Genomic DNA, 18,823 nt, shown 5'->3' with positions numbered 1-18,823 from the left:
CGGCTTAATCTTCAAGCACTTCGGCGCCACCTCAGCGCCTTTTTCGATCAACACCGGGAGCCCAACCCCATGGCTGAAATCCTCACCCTGCGTGATGCGGTCAAGCGCTTCGTGAATGACGGCGATACCGTCGCCCTCGAAGGCTTCACCCACCTGATCCCTACGGCTGCAGGCCATGAAATCATTCGTCAGGGCAAGAAAGACCTGACGCTGGTGCGCATGACGCCTGACCTGATCTACGACCAGTTGATCGGTGCCGGCTGTGCGCGCAAGTTGATTTTCTCCTGGGGCGGCAACCCGGGCGTGGGTTCCCTGCATCGGCTGCGCGACGCGGTAGAGAAACAATGGCCGCAAGCGCTGGAGATCGAAGAGCACAGCCACGCCGACCTGGCCAATGCCTACGTCGCCGGTGCCTCCGGCCTGCCGTTCGCGGTGTTGCGTGCCTACGCCGGTTCCGACTTGCCCAAGGTCAACCCGCTGATCAAGACCGTCACCTGCCCCTTCACCGGCGAAGTGCTGGCGGCGGTGCCGTCGGTGCGTCCGGACATTACCGTGATTCATGCGCAGAAAGCCGACCGCAAAGGCAACGTGCTGCTCTGGGGCATTCTCGGGGTGCAGAAGGAAGCGGCCCTGGCGGCCAAGCGCTGCATCGTCACCGTCGAGGAAATCGTCGACGACCTGAATGCGCCGATGAACAGCTGCGTGCTGCCGACCTGGGCGCTGACGGCGGTGTGTCACGTACCCGGTGGTGCCCATCCGTCCTACGCGCACGGCTACAACGAGCGGGATAACCGTTTCTACCAGGCGTGGGACCCGATTGCCCGCGACCGTGGCACCTTTACCGCCTGGATCGACGAATACATCCACGGCACTGCCGACTTCAGTGAATTCCAGGCCAAGCTGGCCGCCGCGCAGGAGGCTAAGTAATGGCTTATTCCACCAATGAAATGATGACCGTCGCCGCCGCACGACGCCTCAAGAACGGCTCGGTGTGCTTCGTCGGCATCGGCCTGCCATCGAAAGCGGCCAACCTGGCGCGCCTGACGTCCTCGCCGGATGTGGTGCTGATCTACGAGTCGGGCCCGATTGGGGCCAAGCCCAGTGTGTTGCCGCTGTCCATCGGTGATGGCGAGTTGGCGGAGACCGCCGACACCGTGGTGCCCACCGGTGAGATCTTTCGCTACTGGCTGCAGGGCGGGCGCATTGATGTCGGCTTTCTCGGTGCGGCCCAGGTCGACCGTTTCGGCAATATCAACACCACCGTGGTCGGTGATTATCACCAGCCCAAAGTGCGTTTGCCGGGTGCCGGTGGCGCGCCGGAAATCGCAGGTTCAGCCAAGAGCGTGTTGATCATCCTTAAGCAATCGTCCCGTTCGTTTGTGGACAAACTGGACTTCATCACCTCCGTCGGTCACGGCGAAGGTGGCGACTCACGCAAGCGTCTGGGCCTGCCCGGCGCCGGCCCGGTGGGCATCATTACCGACCTGTGCATCATGGAGCCGGAGGAGGGCAGCCATGAGTTCGTGGTCACTGCGCTGCATCCGGGCGTGACCCGCGAGCAAGTGATCGCCGCCACCGGCTGGGCGATTCGCTTTGCCGACCAGGTGAGCACCACCGCTGAACCCACCGAGACCGAACTGACCGCCCTGCGTGACCTCGAAGCGCGCACTGCGGCTGCCCACGGCCAAGCACCGGGAGAAGCCTGATGCGCGAGGTTTTTATCTGTGATGCCATTCGCACACCTATCGGCCGTTTCGGCGGTGGCCTGTCCACGGTGCGTGCCGACGACCTGGCGGCGCTGCCGATCAAGGCGCTGATCGAGCGCAACCCGTCGGTGGACTGGAGCGCCGTAGACGAAGTCTTCCTCGGCTGCGCCAACCAGGCCGGTGAAGATAACCGCAACGTGGCACGCATGGCGTTGCTGCTGGCGGGGCTGCCGGAAAGTATTCCTGGAGTGACCCTCAACCGCCTGTGCGCCTCGGGCATGGATGCCATCGGCACCGCTTTTCGTGCGATTGCCAGTGGTGAAATGGAGCTGGCGATTGCCGGTGGCGTCGAGTCGATGTCCCGCGCTCCGTTTGTGATGGGCAAGGCCGACGCGGCGTTCTCGCGCAACATGAAGTTGGAAGACACCACCATTGGCTGGCGCTTTATCAACCCGCTGATGAAGGCCCAGTACGGCGTGGATGCCATGCCGCAGACGGCCGATAACGTGGCCGATGACTATCAGGTTTCCCGCGCCGACCAGGACGCTTTCGCCCTGCGCAGCCAGCAACGCACCGCCGCTGCCCAGGCCGCCGGGTTCTTTGCCGAGGAAATCGTTCCGGTGCGGGTCGCCCATAAAAAAGGCGAAACCCTGGCGGAACACGATGAACACCCACGGGACACCACGTTGGAAGCCCTGGCCAAGCTCAAGCCGGTCAACGGCGCGGACAAGACCGTCACTGCTGGCAATGCCTCGGGCGTCAACGATGGCGCCGCCGCGCTGATCCTCGCCAGCGCCGAGGCCGTCAAGCAACACGGCCTCACCGCCCGCGCCCGTGTGCTGGGCATGGCCAGTGCTGGTGTCGCCCCGCGCGTGATGGGCATCGGCCCGGTGCCGGCGGTGCGCAAACTGGTGGAGCGCCTTGGGTTGGCTGTCACCGACTTTGATGTGATCGAACTCAACGAAGCCTTCGCCAGCCAAGGCCTGGCGGTGCTGCGCGAGCTGGGTATTGCGGACGATGCGCCCCAGGTCAACCCCAATGGCGGCGCCATTGCCCTCGGCCATCCCTTGGGGATGAGTGGTGCGCGGTTGGTACTGACGGCCCTGCACCAATTGGAAAAAACCGGCGGCAGCAAAGGCCTGGCGACCATGTGCGTGGGCGTCGGCCAAGGCTTGGCCCTGGCGATTGAACGCGTCTGATCAATAAAAGAGGATTGCTCCATGAGTGACAAGCCCGGTTACCGGCGCCCGCAAGCGGGCACTCAACCTGATTACCTGCACCCGGCGTATCAGTCGACGAACCTGCGTTCGCCGTCCCAGCCTTTGGTGTTCCTGCCCCATTCCTTGTCGGAAATCACCGGCCCGACCATCGGCGCCGAACGTATCAATGAGAAGGACAACGACCTGACAGCCCAGCATGAGGGCGAGCCGCAAGGCGAGCGCATCATCATTCATGGCCGTGTGCTGGACGAAAACGGCCTGCCAGTGCCGGGCATCCTCGTGGAGATCTGGCAGGCCAATGCCGCCGGCCGCTACAACCACAAGCGCGACCTGCACGATGCACCCCTGGACCCGAACTTCACCGGCACCGGGCGCACCGTCACCGACGCCGATGGCTGGTACCAGTTCCAGACCATCAAGCCCGGCGCCTACCCGTGGGGCAACCACCACAACGCCTGGCGCCCGGCGCATATCCACTTTTCGCTGTTCGGCCCCAGCGTGCTGACGCGCCTGGTGACGCAAATGTATTTCCCGGGTGACCCGTTGCTGGAGTACGACCCGATCTACAACTGCGTGCCGGATACCAGCGCCAAGCAACGCTTGATCGCTAGCTTCGACCTGGAAAAAACCATTCCTTCCTATGCCCTCGGCTACCGCTGGGACATCGTCCTGCGCGGCCGCGACGCCACGCCGATGGAGAAATGAGATGACACTCAACGCGACCACGTCCCACACCGTCGGGCCGTATTACCACATTGGCCTGACCTGGCTGAACCGTGAAGACCTGACCGTCACCGCCACCCTTGGCGAACGCGTGGCGATCAGCGGGCAGGTGGTGGACGGCAACGGTGATGTCGTCAACGACGCCATGCTGGAAGTCTGGCAGGCCAACGCCGTCGGCAAATATGCTCACCCCGAAGACGAGCAGGACAAAGCGCTCGACCCGAACTTCGAAGGTTTCGGCCGCGTGCCGGTGGATGCCGAAGGGCGTTTTCGTTTTACCACCATCAAGCCGGGCAGTGTGCCGGGGCTCAAGGGCACCACCCAAGCGCCGCATTTGGTGGTGCTGGTGTTTGCCCGTGGGTTGGTGAAGCACTTGCTGACGCGGATTTATTTTGACGGTGAGGCCTTGAACGGCGATGACCCGTTGCTGGCGTGTGTGCCGGCAGGACGTCGTGGCACCTTGATTGCCCAGGCGGATGCGGCAGGGGTATATCAGTGGAATGTGATTTTGCAGGGCACAGATAAGGAAACGGTGTTCTTCGACTATTGAGTTGGCTGTTGACGATCGTTCCCACGCTCTGCGTGGTAATGCATCCCGTGACGCTGCGCGTCACCCGCGAACGGCAGGACGCGGAGCGTCCCATGCGGCATTCCCACGCAGAGCGTGGGAACGATCATCCAGGCTCCACCTATCCAAAAGTCTGCTTGCGGAACAGGGTTGTTGCAAAGTATGTCTAGGCTATAACCGTTCCCACTGAGTAAAAAAACATGACAACAAAAACCAGCCACTACACCGGAGAAGAACGCAGCAAACGGATCTTTGCGATTGTCGGTGCGTCCTCCGGCAACCTGGTCGAATGGTTCGACTTCTACGTCTATGCCTTCTGCGCGATTTATTTTGCCCCGGCGTTTTTCCCCTCGGACGACCCCACGGTGCAGTTGCTCAACACCGCCGGTGTGTTTGCCGCCGGGTTCCTGATGCGACCGATCGGTGGTTGGTTGTTTGGCCGGGTGGCCGACAAGCACGGGCGCAAGAACTCGATGATGATCTCGGTGCTGATGATGTGCGGCGGCTCCCTGGTCATCGCCTTCCTGCCCACTTACAACGACATCGGTGCCTGGGCCCCGGCGCTGCTGTTGGTGGCACGACTGTTCCAGGGCTTGTCGGTGGGCGGCGAATACGGCACCACGGCCACCTACATGAGTGAAGTCGCGCTCAAGGGCCAGCGTGGCTTCTTTGCTTCGTTCCAGTACGTGACCCTGATCGGCGGCCAGTTGCTGGCGGTGCTGGTGGTGGTGATCCTGCAACAGATCCTCAGCGAAGAAGAACTGCGTGCCTGGGGCTGGCGCATCCCGTTTGTGATCGGCGCCATAGCCGCCGTGATCTCCCTGCTGCTGCGTCGCACCCTGAAAGAAACCACCAGCAAGGAAATGCGCGAAGACAAGGACGCCGGCAGTATCGTCGCGCTGTTTCGCGACCACGGCAAAGCCTTCATTACGGTGCTGGGCTACACCGCCGGCGGCTCGCTGATTTTCTATACCTTCACCACCTACATGCAGAAGTACCTGGTGAACACCGTCGGCATGCACGCCAAGACGTCGAGCTACATCATGACCGGCGCGCTGTTCCTGTACATGTGCATGCAGCCGTTGTTCGGCATGTTGGCCGACAAGATCGGCCGGCGTAATTCGATGCTCTGGTTTGCCGGCCTTGGCACGCTGTTTACCGTGCCGATCCTGCTGACCTTGAAAACCGTGACCAGCCCGTTTTTGGCATTTGTGCTGATCACCCTGGCCTTGGCGATTGTCAGCTTCTACACCTCCATCAGCGGCCTGGTCAAAGCGGAGATGTTTCCGCCGCAGGTGCGTGCCTTGGGCGTGGGCCTGGCCTATGCGGTGGCTAACGCGGTGTTTGGCGGTTCGGCAGAAGTGGTTGCGCTGAGCCTCAAATCCATCGGCATGGAAAACACATTTTATTGGTACGTCACCGCGATGATGGCGGTGGCCTTCCTGTTCAGCTTGCGCCTGCCGAAACAGGCGGCGTACCTGCATCACGATCTGTAAGGGATGAGTTATGACGTTGCGCACGAGCAATCAACTGTTCGACGCTTATTTGACCGCTGACAGCATGGCCGAGGTGTTCTGTGACCAGGGGCGCTTGCAGGGCATGCTGGATTTCGAGGCGGCGCTGGCTCGGGCGCAGGCCCGGGTTGGGTTGATTCCCCAGTCCGCCGTCGCACCGATTGCCCAGGCGTGCCTGGCGTCGCTGTATGACGTGGACGCCCTTGGCAGCGCGATTGCCACGGCGGGCAACTCTGCGATTCCATTGGTGAAGGCGTTGGGCAAGTTGATCGCCAGTGAGGATGCCGACGCCGAGCGTTATGTCCACCTGGGCGCAACCAGTCAGGATGTGATGGACACCGGCTTGGTGCTGCAACTGCGCCGTGGGGTGGAATTGATCGAGGCCGACCTGGCTCGCCTGGGGGAGGTGTTGGCCGCCCAGGCCCAGCGTTACGCCAGCGTGCCGTTGGCCGGACGCACCTGGTTGCAGCACGCGACGCCGGTCACCCTGGGGATGAAAATCGCCGGTTGGCTGGGCGCGGTGACGCGCAGTCGCCAGCGCCTGGCCGAGTTGAAGCCGCGCCTGCTGGTGCTGCAATTTGGCGGCGCCTCGGGCACCTTGGCCGCGCTCGGCGAACACGCCATGCCTGTGGCCGAGGCCTTGGCCGCCGAGTTGCAACTGGGCTTGCCGGAGCAACCCTGGCACACCCAGCGTGACCGCCTGGTGGAGTTTGCCAGCCTGCTCGGTCTGATCGCCGGTAGCCTCGGCAAGTTGGGCCGCGATATCAGCCTGTTGATGCAGACCGAAGCGGCGGAGGTGTTCGAGCCTTCGGCGCCGGGCAAGGGCGGTTCGTCCACCATGCCGCACAAGCGTAACCCGGTGGGCGCCGCGGTGCTGATCAGCGCAGCCACCCGCGTACCCGGCCTGGTGGCGACAATGTTCAGCGCCATGCCCCAGGAGCACGAACGCAGCCTGGGCTTGTGGCACGCCGAATGGGAAACCTTGCCAGAGATTTGCCGCTTGGTGTCCGGTGCCTTGCATCAGGCAATTCTGGTCAGTGAAGGGCTGGAGGTGAATGCCGAACGCATGGCACAGAACCTCGACCTGACCCAAGGCCTGGTACTGGCCGAAGCGGTGAGTATCGTGCTCGCCCAACGCTTGGGCCGTGACACCGCGCACCATCTGCTGGAACAGTGCTGCAAACGTGCGGTCGCCGAGCAGCGCCATTTGCGCGCGGTACTGGCGGATGAGCCGCACGTCACCGCCGAGCTGTCGGCGGCTGAACTGGATCGCCTGCTCGACCCTGCCCACTACCTGGGCCAGGCGTCTACCTGGGTCACGCGTGCGGTGACCGAACATTTTGCTTTGACTGCCTGAGGAGACCGCTGTGGCTTTTGTACAACTCGCCGAGGGCGAACTGCATTACCAACTCGAGGGGCCCGCCGACGCACCGGTATTGGTGCTGTCCAATTCCCTGGGTACCGACCTGCATATGTGGGACCTCCAGATACCGGCCTTCACCGAGCATTTTCGTGTGCTGCGATTCGACACCCGTGGCCACGGCCAATCCCTGGTGACCGAGGGGCCTTACAGCATCGAGCAACTGGGCCGAGACGTGATCGCGCTGCTGGATGCGCTGGATATCCAGAAGGCGCATTTTTGCGGACTGTCCATGGGTGGCTTGATCGGCCAGTGGCTGGGTATTCATGCCGGCGAGCGCCTGCAACGCCTGGTGGTGTGTAATACCGCGGCCAAGATCGGCACGCCCGAGGTGTGGAACCCGCGTATCGAAATGGTCCTGCGTGATGGCGCAGCCGCGATGGTGGCGCTGCGCGATGCGTCGATTGCGCGCTGGTTCACCGCGGATTTCGCCGCTGCCAACCCGCATCAGGCCAAGCAGATCACCGACATGCTCGCGGCCACGTCACCCGAGGGGTATGCCGCCAACTGCGGCGCCGTGCGCGATGCGGATTTTCGTGAGCAATTGTCCTCGATCAAGGTGCCGACCCTGGTGATTGCCGGCACCGAAGACGCGGTGACGCCTCCAGCCGGCGGCCACTTTATCCAGAGCCATGTGCAGGGTGCCGAGTATGCCGAGTTCTATGCGGCGCACCTGTCCAACGTGCAGGCCGGTGCTGCGTTCAGCGACCGGGTGATCGAATTTCTGCTGGCCCGCTGAGGAGCTATTTGTGGACGAAAAACAACGTTACGCCGAGGGCCTGCAGGTGCGCCGTGAAGTACTGGGCGATGCCCATGTCGACCGCAGCCTCAATGCCCTGACTGAGTTCAACAGCGAGTTCCAGGAAATGATCACCCGCCATGCCTGGGGTGACATCTGGACCCGCCCCGGCCTGCCTCGGCATACCCGCAGCCTGATCACCATCGCGATGCTGATCGGCATGAACCGCAGTGAAGAACTGAAACTGCACCTGCGTGCCGCCGCCAGCAACGGCGTGACCCGCGCCGAGATCAAGGAGGTGTTGATGCAGAGTGCGATTTACTGTGGGATCCCGGCGGCGAATGCGACGTTTCATTTGGCTGAGTCAGTGTGGGATGAGTTGGGCGTGGAGTCCCGAGGTTCGGCCTGATAGACGCTGGCCCTGTTTCTAATAATCCTCTCTGAGTGGCAGTTGGAATTCTTCTCTGAGTGTGTTTTCAGTGAACGGCTTCGGGTTGGTTGTGGTGGGTTTCGCAAATGGACTGTTGATGAAGTTGAACGGCCGTGCGTCGGTGGGTAATCCAACCGCTTGGTGTTCTTCATCGCGTTCCCCGCGGGGCTTATGCTCCCGATTTGTTCTCCCGGGTAGCACGGTGCCGTTGGCTCCGTTATACGCATGAGCCATCTCATGGTACAGAGCCACAATGGGACCACTTCCATCAAACATGGAAAAGGAGGGGTTGTAATGTATTTCGCCTGCGTTCGCGACGTCCCCGGGTTGGTTGGAAATAATTTTTCCGTAGTCGGATGGTGTTAATCCTACTAAGTCGTCTGTTATTGAAATGCCCCCGAAGTCTTGCCCTCTCGAATGGTCTTTAGATTCTAAGTCCTTAGGCCTGTTTGTGGAAAAGTGTTTTTTTAGTTTTGAATTGTTGTAGTAGTAGTAAGCGTTTTCGTCGGCGGTTTCTTTAATTAGCGTAGGGGCATCATTACGTTTTGCTGCCGAGTCACCCTCAGCTAACATCTGCTTGCCTACCGGCGAGAGGCGTAATAGGTCAATATCATCGTTTACGTTTTGTACGAAATCTTGAGAGCCGTCAACAAGATACCCGCTGTGTCCCAGTTCCTTGTAGGCGGTGTGAGTCAATGTCGAGCCCGAGGTACGATGAATTTCATCCGTTGGTTTGGCGTAGATTACGGTGTCGTCACTGTGCGTGCGAACGATGTTTTTATCGCGACCGGTATATACGGTCGCCTTGCCGTGAGTGACGATGAGGTTTTCGCCTTTACCTCCGTGCAAAATAGTCGGGTTATCAAGAGTGTTTTTTGTGACAATCATAAAGTCGTGACCCTCCCCCCCGTCCATGTACAAAACTCGTCCTTCAACGCCCTCGCCAGCTTGCATGCGGTCATTGCCATTATTGCCTCTGAGCATGCCATGACCGGTACCGGCGATCATCAGATCGTCGCCGTCCCCTCCGAATGCTTTACCATCGCCTCTGCCGAGTTTGAGCGTGTCGTTGCCTGACCCTCCGCGCATGAGGGTGTATCCTGAACCCGCCTGGGCGTAATCATTGCCTTCCCCTAAGTCGATATCGACAGGGAATTCAACATCCGAGTCGACAAGCACACAGTCGTCGCCCCCGTTTGTTTTGATCCGCAAGCAGAAGATTGGGGTATTTATGAACGCCATGTTATTTAGTTGGTAGGGTATTTCATTGATGAGTACAGTTAAACTTTCGCCGGGTCCTTTTTTTATTCTGATGCGGTCATGGGTGTTACCTGTTTCAATTACCAAGTGGCTGTCTGCGATAGTGGCAGGCTTTCGATCCGGGCTATTGATGGTTACCTCATGAGTTATTTTTACATTCTTGTCGTGTCGTAATGTTTCAGAGTTGATGTATTTTTCTTTGCCTGCGAGTTGGTCTGGTGTAAAACGTGAGAATGCGTTTAACCTGTGGCGACGGTACTTGTCGTAGCGAGGGTCGCTGAAACCGGGGATTTCAATAATAGTCGCCGTTGCAATGCTGGAAGGCCCAGAGGCAAGTGAGGGCGATGAAAGTATCGGGGCAGCGTTTGGTATTTGGGTGAAGGAAGACTGAGTGATCATTGGTTACCTGTAGATGAAGGATTGCGTGCCTCTTTATTGGCGAACTTTGAGGGTTGGTTCCTTATGTCTGTATCTACCGGTAAGTCCAATTGTTGCGGAACGCTTAGTTTGCGTCGGCGCCCCACAGCCAGTGCCATAGCCCCCGGCAGAAGTACCGCTTCGTTTGCAATTTTCACCGAGCGGGCGAGGGTTGCGCGTTGTAGTTGGGTGTGACCCGTAGCGAGATCAAGGAGGTGCTCGAGCCGTGTTGGCGGCGTTCAATGCCTGCTGACGACAACGATCGTCGACAACTCTATGCGCTCGGTATTGGCGGGGGGCGCTGTTATAAATGACAGTTTTATAGTGTTTTTAGAATGATCATTTTTGCAAATAGATATATAGGTCGGTACGACTTTCCCTCTTAGTGAGTATCTGCATCCCACACCCAATTCCACACCCCCGGCAGATTCACAGGCTCGTTCACTTCCTTGATCGTACGTGCCATCGCCGCGCGTTGCAGCTGGGCCGTGTCGGTGTAGAACGGCTCGGCAGCGGTCGTCAACCCGTTGACCCGAGCGCTGTCCATCAGGATCTGCAAGTACTCCTTCATATGCCGCGCGGTGTAGCGATTGATGTCATGGAAGGTCACCACCACCGGGATCACCCCCTCCACCTTTGGCAGCTCACCCAAGGCGATGCGTTCGCGTACCACCGACAGTTGCCGATACAGGTTGGCCCGCCGACGCGGGCTGGCGTTGAAGCCCCAGATCTTGCCGTCATTGGCACTCAAGTCCGTCAGCAGTACGTGCATGCCGTGGCGTTGGTAGGCGGCGAAGGTGCGCTTGTCGTAGTTCCAGAAGGGGGGGCGTACCAGCACGGGGCGCGCCCCCGTGATGGCGGCAATGTCTGCGGCCCCTTCGGTAAGGGTGTGTTCCAGGGTGGCGTCGTTCAGCCAGCGATGATTGGTGTGAAACGCCGTGGCGGTGTGAAAGGCCAGGACATGGCCAGCGGCGAATTCACGTTCCATGGTCTTGCGCCCCCGGGCACTGCCGCCGGAGCGAGCGGCTTCGGTCTGCAGGAAGAACACCGCCTTGATCCCCGGCAGCACCGGGTTGTTGGCCAGGTCCGCCACTACCGAACGGCTCGGATTGTTGTAGCCCGAGGCGCTTGGGCCGTCATCGAAAGTCAGCAAAAAGCGGATCGGCGCCTGGGCCAGCAGGCGCTGTTCGGTCTGTGGCGTCAGGGCGATGGGGGCGCTGATGCAGCCCCCCAGGCTCAAGGCCAGGGCAAACAGTGCGATTGCTGTAGCGAAGGATTTCATGCCGTGCGGCGCCCGAGTAAAGGCCGCTGCTGGGGGGATCAGCAGCGGCAGGCGCGCACCATACAGTAAGTGCTATGCCGGTTTACAGCAGACTGATCGGATAGCTGACGATCAACCGGTTCTCATCGAACTCGTTGTTGCTGTAGTCCCTGCGCATGCTCGAATTGCGCCAGCGCACGTTGAGGTTTTTCAGCGTGCCGCTTTGCACCGTATAGCCTACTTCGGTCTCGCGGCCCCATTCCTTGCCGTCGGTGATGGTGCCGGTGTGCACGTTGCTGCCGCTGATATAGCGGTTCATCAGGGTCAGGCCCGGTACACCGAGGGCGGCGAAGTTGTAGTCGTGGCGAACCTGCCAGGATTTTTCCTGTGCGTTGTCATAGCTGGAGTTGTAGCTGTCGTTGGCCAGGGTGCCGCCGCTGGTGCCGTTGACGCGCATCCAGGCACTGTCGCCGGTGAGTTTTTGCAGGCCGACGTAGAAGGTGTTGCCGCCGTACCTGGCCGAGAACAAACCGGACCAGGTTTTGTTGTCCAGGTCGCCGGCGCGGGCGCTGCCGTCGTCCTTGCCGTAGAAGAAGCCCAGGTTGGCGCCCAGGGTCCAGTCGCCCACAGGCTGGCTGTGGATCAGATTGACGAACTGCTGGCTGTAGATGTCCTTGAGCTGGGCATTCCACACGCCGACTTGGGTGCGTTTGTCGTTGAACGCGTATTCGGCGCCCTGGAAATTGAAACGGTCGGAGGTGAAGGCGGTTTTGCCGAACATCGACATGTCGCTCATGCTGCCGTCGTCCCGCGGGCTGTTGGCGCGGAATTGGCCGCCATAGAGGGTCAGGCCGTCGATTTCCTTCGAGGTGATCTGCCCACCACGCAGGGTCTGTGGCAGGGAGCGGCCATCGTCGGAACGCAGGATCGGCAGCACCGGCATCCATTCGCCCACCTTCAGCTCGGTCTTGGAAAAGCGCGCCTTGAATGCCACGCCCAGCCGACCAAATTCATCGGCTGGCCGACCGTCATGGTCCAGCGGCAGCAACTGCGTGCCGCCCGTGCCACGCCCGCCATCAAGCTTGAGCGAGTACAAGCCCAGCACATCCACACCAAAACCGACTGTGCCTTGGGTGAACCCGGACTTGGCGTCGAGAATGAAACTTTGCGTCCACTCCTGCGCGCCACCCTGAGCCTTCGTAGGATTGGTGTAGTTGCGGTTGAAGAAGAAATTACGCAGGTTGAGGTTGGCGCTGGCGTCTTCGAGAAAGCCGTGATCCTGGGCGAGAACGGGCAGGGCAGAACTGGCGACAGCAGCCGCCAGCAACAGCTGGCGCGGTTGGAAAGTGCTCATGGTGTGGACCTGTTGTTATTGGGTTTATGCAGGTGGCGGCCATGGTGCGCGGCGGTGCGGGGGCGATGAAAGTAGGGGAAGGTGGGTTGTGGGCGATGATCGAACGCAAGTTGTAAGGGCAACAATGCAGGCATAAAAAAACCGCTTCCGGTGAGGGAAGCGGTTTTTCACACCTGCGCTATCAGAACAACTTCAACGGCGGTGCTTGTTCTTTCAACGGCTCGTTCTTCGCAGTCTGCTCGTTCCAGCCACCGCCGAGGGCCTTGTACAGGTTGACCTCGCTGGTGAGCTGCGCCAGGCGATCGGTGATCAGCGATTGCTGGGCACTGAACAGTTGGCGCTGGGCGTCGAGGAAGGTCAGGTTGCTGTCGACACCAATGCGGTAGCGACGCTCGGCCAGGCGGTAGTAATCCTGGTTAGCCTCGACGAAGCCGCGTTGGGCATCCAGTTGCTGCTTGTAGGTCGCACGCGCGGCCAAGCCGTCGGAGACTTCCTGGAAGCCGGTCTGGATGGCCTTCTCATAGTTGGCCACGTTGATCTCTTTCTGGATCTTCGAGTAGTCCAGGCTTGCGCGCAGGCTACCGGCGTTGAAGATCGGGATGTTGATCTGCGGGGCAAACGCCCAGGTACCCGAACCGCCTTTGAACAGGCCACCCAGGGTAGGGCTGGCAGTACCGGCGCTGGCGGTCAGGCTGATGCTCGGGAAGAACGCCGCACGGGCCGCGCCAATGTTGGCGTTGGCGGCCTTGAGGTTGTACTCGGCTTGCACGATGTCTGGGCGACGTTGCAGCAGGTCCGAGGGCAACCCGGCAGGCACTTCGCTGAGCAGGTCATCGGACAGCGGTTTGCTGGCGATATTCGCCGGCAGGCCGGTGCCCAGCAGCAGGGTCAGGCTGTTTTCGTCCTGGGCCACCTGGCGGGTGTAACGGGCCAGTTGCACACGAGCGTTTTCCACCGAGGTGCGTGCCTGGCTGAGGTCGAGGGCCGAGGCCACGCCGACTTCATTGCTGCGCGAGGTGAGCTTGTAGCTCTGCTCGAAGGCCGCCAGGGTGTCCTGGGTCAGCTTGAGCAGCTCCTTGTCGGCCTGCCAGGTCAGGTAGGCATTCGCCACGCTGGCCACCAGGCTGATTTGGGTGCTGCGGCGCGCTTCTTCAGTGGCGAAGTACTTTTGCAGCGCTTCTTCACTGAGGCTGCGCACGCGGCCGAACAGGTCCAGCTCATACGAACTGATACCAAGGCCCGCCGAGTACTGGCTGGCGATGGTCGATTCGCCGGTCTGCGACAGCTTGGCCGGGGTGCGCGAACGGCTGCCGTTACCGGTGGCCGATACCGCCGGGAACAGGTCGGCACGCTGGATCTGGTATTGCGCTGCATAGGCGTCGATGTTCAGCGCCGCGACACGCAGGTCACGGTTGTTCACCAACGCGGTCTGGATCAATTGTTGCAGGGCAGGGTCATGGAAAAACTGCTTCCAGCCTTGCTCGGCAGCGGCCTGGCTCGGCGCCTGGGCCGACGAATACGCCGGCCCCTGCGGGAACTGCGCGGCCACCGGCGCTTCGGGACGCTGATAGTCAGGTATCAGCGAGCAGCCACTGAGCACGAATGCGGTGACGGCTAGGGAAAGTAGCGACTTGCTCATTGGCCAGCCTCTTTAGGAGTTTCAGTAGTGTCTTTCTTTTTGCGTTCGCCAGCGGCGGACACGGTTGCGTAGAACAGTGGCACCCAGAAGATCGCCAGCACAGTGGCCGTGATCATACCGCCGATAACGCCGGTACCGATTGCGTGCTGGCTGCCTGAACCGGCGCCGGTGGAGATTGCCAGCGGCAATACGCCGAGCATGAACGCCAACGAGGTCATGATGATCGGGCGCAGACGCATGCGGGATGCTTCGATAGCCGCCTCGACGATGCCTTTGCCTTGCTCATGCAGTTCCTTGGCGAATTCCACGATGAGGATGGCGTTTTTCGCCGCCAGGCCCACCGTCACCAACAGGCCCACCTGGAAGAACACGTCGTTGGACAAACCGCGCATGCTGGTGGCGATCAGTGCACCGATCACACCCAGAGGTACAACCAGAATCACCGCGATCGGGATCGACCAGCTTTCGTACAGTGCCGCCAGGCACAAGAACACGACCAGCAGCGACAGTGCGTACAGTGCTGGCGCCTGGGAACCGGAAAGGCGTTCTTCGTACGACAGGCCTGTCCAGGCGTAACCGACACCGGCCGGCAGTTCTTTGGCGATGCGTTCGACTTCGGCCATCGCATCACCGGTACTGTAGCCCGGTGCCGGGGTACCGAGGATTTCCATCGCCGCTACACCGTTGTATCGCGAAAGCTTGGGCGAACCGTAGATCCACTTGCCCGACGAGATGGCCGACAGCGGCACCATTTTCCCGTCGTTGCTGCGCACGTACCATTTGTCCAGGTCTTCGGGCGACATGCGGCTGGCGGCGTCGCCTTGTACATACACCTTCTTCACGCGACCACGGTCGATGAAGTCGTTGATGTAGCTACCACCCAAGGCAATGGCCAGGGTCTGCTGGATATCCGCCAGGCTGATGCCTTGGGCACTGGCTTTCTCGTCGTCAACGGTCAGCTCGTACTGCGGCTCGTCGTTCACGCCGTTAGGACGCACGCCGGCCAGCACCTTGCTTTGTGCCGCCGCACCCAGGAACTGGTTACGTGCAGCCATCAGCTTGTCGTGGCCGACGCCACCCTGGTCTTGCAGGAACACGTCGAAACCCGTGGCGTTACCCAACTCCAGCACCGAAGGCGGCACGATGGCGAAAACCATGGCGTCCTTGAAGGCCCCGAAGAAGTAACCCTGGGCACGCTTGGCCACTTCGAACACCGACTGGCTCGAATCACGCTCATCCCACGGCTTGAGCATCACGAACGCAAGCCCGGAGCTCTGGCCACGACCGGCGAAGTTGAAGCCGTTCACGGTAAACACCGACTTCACGGCCTTGCCTTCGCCTGGCTCGCCTTCCTTGTCGTTCAGCAGGAAGGCGCGCATGTCGTCGACGACTTTCTGCGTGCGCTCAGCCGAAGCACCGACCGGTGTCTGCACCTGGGCGAAGATCACACCCTGGTCTTCCTCAGGCAGGAACGCGCTTGGAATACGGGTGAACATCCAGATCATGCCGGCCAGGATCAGCGCATACACCAGGAATGCCGGGATCTTGTGCTTGATCATGCCGCCCACGCCGCGCTCGTACTTGAGTACGCCACGGTCGAAGGTGCGGTTGAACCAGCCGAAGAAGCCGCGCTTGGGCTGGCCGTGTTTTTCCGGATCAATCGGCTTGAGCATGGTGGCGCACAAAGCCGGGGTGAAGATCAGGGCAACCAGCACCGACAACGCCATCGCCGAAACGATGGTGATGGAGAACTGCCGGTAGATCACACCGGTGGAACCACCGAAGAACGCCATCGGCAGCAGTACCGCCGACAGTACCAGGGCAATACCCACCAGGGCACCCTGGATCTGGCCCATGGACTTGATCGTTGCTTCCTTGGGCGACAGGTGCTCCTCGGCCATTACCCGTTCGACGTTTTCCACCACGACGATGGCATCGTCCACCAGCAAGCCGATGGCCAGGATCATGCCGAACATGGTCAAGGTGTTGATGGTGAAGCCGCACGCCGCCAGGATCCCGAAGGTACCCAGCAATACCACCGGTACGGTCATGGTGGTGATGATGGTGGCACGGAAGTTCTGCAGGAACAGGAACATCACCAGGAACACCAGCACGATCGCTTCGACCAGAGTGTGAACCACACCGGAGATCGATTCGGTCACGACCGGGGTGGTGTCATAGGGCACCACCGCCTTCATGCCAGGCGGGAAGAACGGCTCCAGGGACTTCACTGTTTCGCGGATGGCCTTGCCGGTGTCCAGTGCGTTGGCACCGGCCGCCAGCTTGATCGCCATACCCGAGGCCGGCTTGCCGTTGAACTGTGCACTGATGCTGTAGTTCTGGCCGCCCAGTTCGATGCGCGCGACGTCACCCAGGCGAACCTGGGAGCCGTCGGTGTTCACCTTCATCAGAATCTTGGCGAATTCTTCGGTGCTTTGCAGGCGCGTCTTGCCGATGATCGTGGCGTTCAGCTGGGTGCCGGGCAGGGCAGGCAGACCGCCCAGTTGACCGGTGGCCACCTGCACGTTCTGGGCCTTGATGGCATTGCTGACGTCCACTGGCGTGAGCTGGTAATTGTTCAGTTTGGCCGGGTCGAGCCAGATACGCATGGCGTACTGCGAACCGAACACCTGGAAGTCACCCACCCCCGCGGTACGGGAGATCGGGTCCTGGATGTTGGACACGATGTAGTTGGAGAGGTCGTCCTTGGTCATGCTGCCGTCTTCCGACACCAGACCGATCACCATCAGGAAGTTCTTCACCGACTTGGTCACGCGGATACCCTGTTGCTGCACTTCTTGCGGCAGCAGTGGGGTGGCCAGGTTGAGCTTGTTCTGTACCTGGACCTGAGCGATATCCGGGTTGGTACCCTGGTTGAAGGTCACGGTGATGGTCATGCTGCCGTCGGAGTTACTGTCCGAGGAGACATAACGCAGGTTGTCGATACCGTTGAGCTGTTGCTCGATGACCTGCACCACGGTGTCCTGCACGGTTTGTGCGGAAGCGCCTGGGTAGGTCACCTGGATATCAATGGCCGTTGGCGCAATGGCCGGGTATTGGTTGATGGGCAACTTCAGGATCGAGAGTGCCCCGACCAGCATGATCACCAGGGCAATTACCCAGGCGAAAATGGGACGGTCGATAAAAAATTTCGACATGGATTACTCCCCTTGACCAGCAGCGGCAGCAGGCGCTGCGGCAGTACCGGCGGGTTTAGCGTTGGAGGCTTCCGTGACCTTCACCTCGGCGCCTGGCTTGACGTACTGCAAGCCTTCGGTGATGACGCGATCACCGGCATTGAGGCCTTTTTCCACCAGCCAGTAGGCACCGGCGGTACGGTTGGCAACCAGTTCGCGTTGCTCGACCTTGTTGTCCTTGTTCACAATCAGCGCGGTCGGAATGCCGCGCAGGTCACGGGTCACGCCTTGTTGCGGAGCCAGGATGGCTTTGCTGTTCACACCGGCCAGCAACTGGGCGTGTACGAACATGCCCGGCAGCAGCACGTGGTCAGGGTTGGGGAACACGGCGCGCAGGGTCACGGAACCGGTGGTCTGGTCGACCGACACTTCGGAGAACTCCAGCTTGCCGTCCTGGGCGTAGGCCGTGCCGTCTTCCAGGGTCAGCTTGACCTTGGCAGCGTTGTCGCCGGCTTTTTCCAGTTGGCCGCTGGCCAGGTCGCGACGCAGCTTGAGCATTTCAGCTGAAGATTGCGTGACGTCGACGTAGATCGGGTCCAGTTGCTGGATCACCGCCATGGCGTCGGCCTGGCCATTGCTGACCAGTGCGCCTTCGGTTACCGAAGAACGGCCAATACGCCCGGAGATCGGCGCGTACACCTTGGTGTAGCGCACGTTGATCTGGGCGGTTTGAACGTTTGCCTCGGCAGTCATGCGGTTGGCAACGGCGGTGTCGTATTCCTGACGGCTGACGGCTTGTTCATCGACCAGTTGCTTGTAGCGATCGGTGATGGACTTGGTCTGGGTCAGGCTCGCTTGTGCGCTTTTGAGCGTGGCTTCATACACCGACGGGTCGATCTGGTAGAGCTGTTGCCCTTCCTTCACGTCGGCGCCTTCCTTGAACAGGCGCTTGAGAATGATGCCGTTGACCTGCGGCCGAACTTCCGCAATGCGGAAGGCCGTGGTGCGGCCTGGCAGCTCGGTGGTCAGGGTATAGGCTTGCGGTTGAATGGTGACCACGCCGACCTGAGGGGTTTGAGCGGGCGGTGCCGCTTCTTCCTTTTTACATCCGCTGAGCAGCGATGCCAGGGCGACGGCAGTGACCAGAGCGGTAACAGCTGGCTTAAGTTGCATGAAGATCCTCGGGTCAGGCGCGCAGAGTGCGCACAAGAAGTGTGGAAGGGTAAAAAACAAGCCGTGAGTGGATAAGTAGCTTGCTACGCAATATACTTACGTTCATGGTTGTTTGTAAACTCTTGACAGGCTTCGCGCAATGTTGACAAAGCACCGCCGCAAGCCTCGATTCTAGTACGTTCGGCGCCCATGACGGCGTCGTCCCACAATTATTCAGATGACGGTCAAGTACCGTCCACAGTGTCCCGATTGAGGTTTTACT

15 protein-coding genes are annotated in these 18,823 nt (G+C 60.5%); 9 read left to right on the top strand and 6 right to left on the bottom strand.

Annotated elements, in window-relative coordinates:
• The first annotated feature begins 69 nt into the window (after positions 1 to 69).
• The 9 genes from HBO10_RS02745 to pcaC all read left to right on the top strand — a co-directional run bounded on the left by HBO10_RS02745 (position 70) and on the right by pcaC (position 8,299).
• Positions 70 to 927, top strand: a complete 858-nt coding sequence (locus HBO10_RS02745; RefSeq protein ID WP_014717292.1) for a CoA transferase subunit A — start codon at positions 70 to 72, stop codon at positions 925 to 927.
• Positions 927 to 1,706 carry a CoA-transferase subunit beta gene (locus tag HBO10_RS02740; protein ID WP_034125965.1) on the top strand — a complete coding sequence of 260 codons (780 nt, stop codon included), beginning with the start codon at positions 927 to 929 and terminating at the stop codon, positions 1,704 to 1,706. The genes HBO10_RS02745 and HBO10_RS02740 overlap by 1 nt, the downstream gene beginning before the upstream one ends.
• Positions 1,703 to 2,905, top strand: coding sequence for a 3-oxoadipyl-CoA thiolase (pcaF, locus tag HBO10_RS02735; RefSeq protein WP_169921949.1), 1,203 nt, complete (start codon positions 1,703 to 1,705; stop codon positions 2,903 to 2,905). The genes HBO10_RS02740 and pcaF overlap by 4 nt, the downstream gene beginning before the upstream one ends.
• 21 nt (positions 2,906 to 2,926) lie before the next feature.
• Complete coding sequence (pcaH, locus tag HBO10_RS02730; RefSeq protein ID WP_019817832.1) at positions 2,927 to 3,631, top strand: protocatechuate 3,4-dioxygenase subunit beta; 705 nt, start codon at positions 2,927 to 2,929, stop codon at positions 3,629 to 3,631.
• Position 3,632: 1 nt separating this feature from the next.
• Positions 3,633 to 4,199 carry a protocatechuate 3,4-dioxygenase subunit alpha gene (pcaG, locus tag HBO10_RS02725; protein ID WP_034125967.1) on the top strand — a complete coding sequence of 189 codons (567 nt, stop codon included), beginning with the start codon at positions 3,633 to 3,635 and terminating at the stop codon, positions 4,197 to 4,199.
• 218 nt (positions 4,200 to 4,417) lie between these two features.
• Positions 4,418 to 5,713 carry an MFS family transporter gene (locus tag HBO10_RS02720; protein WP_034125968.1) on the top strand — a complete coding sequence of 432 codons (1,296 nt, stop codon included), beginning with the start codon at positions 4,418 to 4,420 and terminating at the stop codon, positions 5,711 to 5,713.
• A gap of 10 nt (positions 5,714 to 5,723) precedes the next feature.
• Positions 5,724 to 7,088 carry a 3-carboxy-cis,cis-muconate cycloisomerase gene (locus tag HBO10_RS02715; protein WP_034125969.1) on the top strand — a complete coding sequence of 455 codons (1,365 nt, stop codon included), beginning with the start codon at positions 5,724 to 5,726 and terminating at the stop codon, positions 7,086 to 7,088.
• A gap of 10 nt (positions 7,089 to 7,098) precedes the next feature.
• Positions 7,099 to 7,890: a 3-oxoadipate enol-lactonase gene (gene pcaD / locus HBO10_RS02710; RefSeq protein WP_034125970.1), complete on the top strand. Its 792-nt coding sequence runs from the start codon at positions 7,099 to 7,101 to the stop codon at positions 7,888 to 7,890.
• Between the two features lie 10 nt (positions 7,891 to 7,900).
• Complete coding sequence (gene pcaC, locus HBO10_RS02705) at positions 7,901 to 8,299, top strand: 4-carboxymuconolactone decarboxylase (RefSeq protein WP_034125971.1); 399 nt, start codon at positions 7,901 to 7,903, stop codon at positions 8,297 to 8,299.
• An 18-nt stretch (positions 8,300 to 8,317) separates the two neighbouring features.
• On the opposite strand, the gene HBO10_RS02700 is transcribed toward pcaC, so the two are convergent.
• The 6 genes from HBO10_RS02700 to HBO10_RS02675 all read right to left on the bottom strand — a co-directional run bounded on the left by HBO10_RS02700 (position 8,318) and on the right by HBO10_RS02675 (position 18,561).
• Positions 8,318 to 9,979: a M91 family zinc metallopeptidase gene (locus HBO10_RS02700; protein ID WP_080757664.1), complete on the bottom strand. Its 1,662-nt coding sequence runs from the start codon at positions 9,977 to 9,979 to the stop codon at positions 8,318 to 8,320.
• A gap of 400 nt (positions 9,980 to 10,379) precedes the next feature.
• Positions 10,380 to 11,279 (bottom strand): polysaccharide deacetylase family protein, encoded by a 900-nt coding sequence (locus tag HBO10_RS02695; protein ID WP_034125972.1) that lies wholly within the window; start codon positions 11,277 to 11,279, stop codon positions 10,380 to 10,382.
• Positions 11,280 to 11,361: 82 nt separating this feature from the next.
• The gene (locus HBO10_RS02690) at positions 11,362 to 12,612 is read right to left on the bottom strand and encodes an OprD family porin (protein WP_019817827.1); all 1,251 of its coding nucleotides are present in this window, start codon (positions 12,610 to 12,612) and stop codon (positions 11,362 to 11,364) included.
• A gap of 181 nt (positions 12,613 to 12,793) precedes the next feature.
• On the bottom strand, positions 12,794 to 14,251 hold the full coding sequence (adeC, locus tag HBO10_RS02685; RefSeq protein ID WP_003189337.1) for an AdeC/AdeK/OprM family multidrug efflux complex outer membrane factor: 1,458 nt from the start codon (positions 14,249 to 14,251) through the stop codon (positions 12,794 to 12,796).
• Complete coding sequence (locus tag HBO10_RS02680; protein ID WP_034125973.1) at positions 14,248 to 17,409, bottom strand: efflux RND transporter permease subunit; 3,162 nt, start codon at positions 17,407 to 17,409, stop codon at positions 14,248 to 14,250. Before HBO10_RS02680 ends, adeC begins: the two co-directional genes overlap by 4 nt.
• Positions 17,410 to 17,412: 3 nt before the next feature.
• Complete coding sequence (locus tag HBO10_RS02675) at positions 17,413 to 18,561, bottom strand: efflux RND transporter periplasmic adaptor subunit (protein WP_034125974.1); 1,149 nt, start codon at positions 18,559 to 18,561, stop codon at positions 17,413 to 17,415.
• Positions 18,562 to 18,823 lie beyond the last annotated feature (262 nt).

The sequence above is a fragment of the Pseudomonas sp. WS 5503 genome (assembly GCF_012985385.1).
Taxonomy (GTDB): domain Bacteria; phylum Pseudomonadota; class Gammaproteobacteria; order Pseudomonadales; family Pseudomonadaceae; genus Aquipseudomonas; species Aquipseudomonas paracarnis.
Note: the sequence above shows the minus strand (reverse complement) of the source record. Positions and strands in the feature narration are given on the sequence as shown.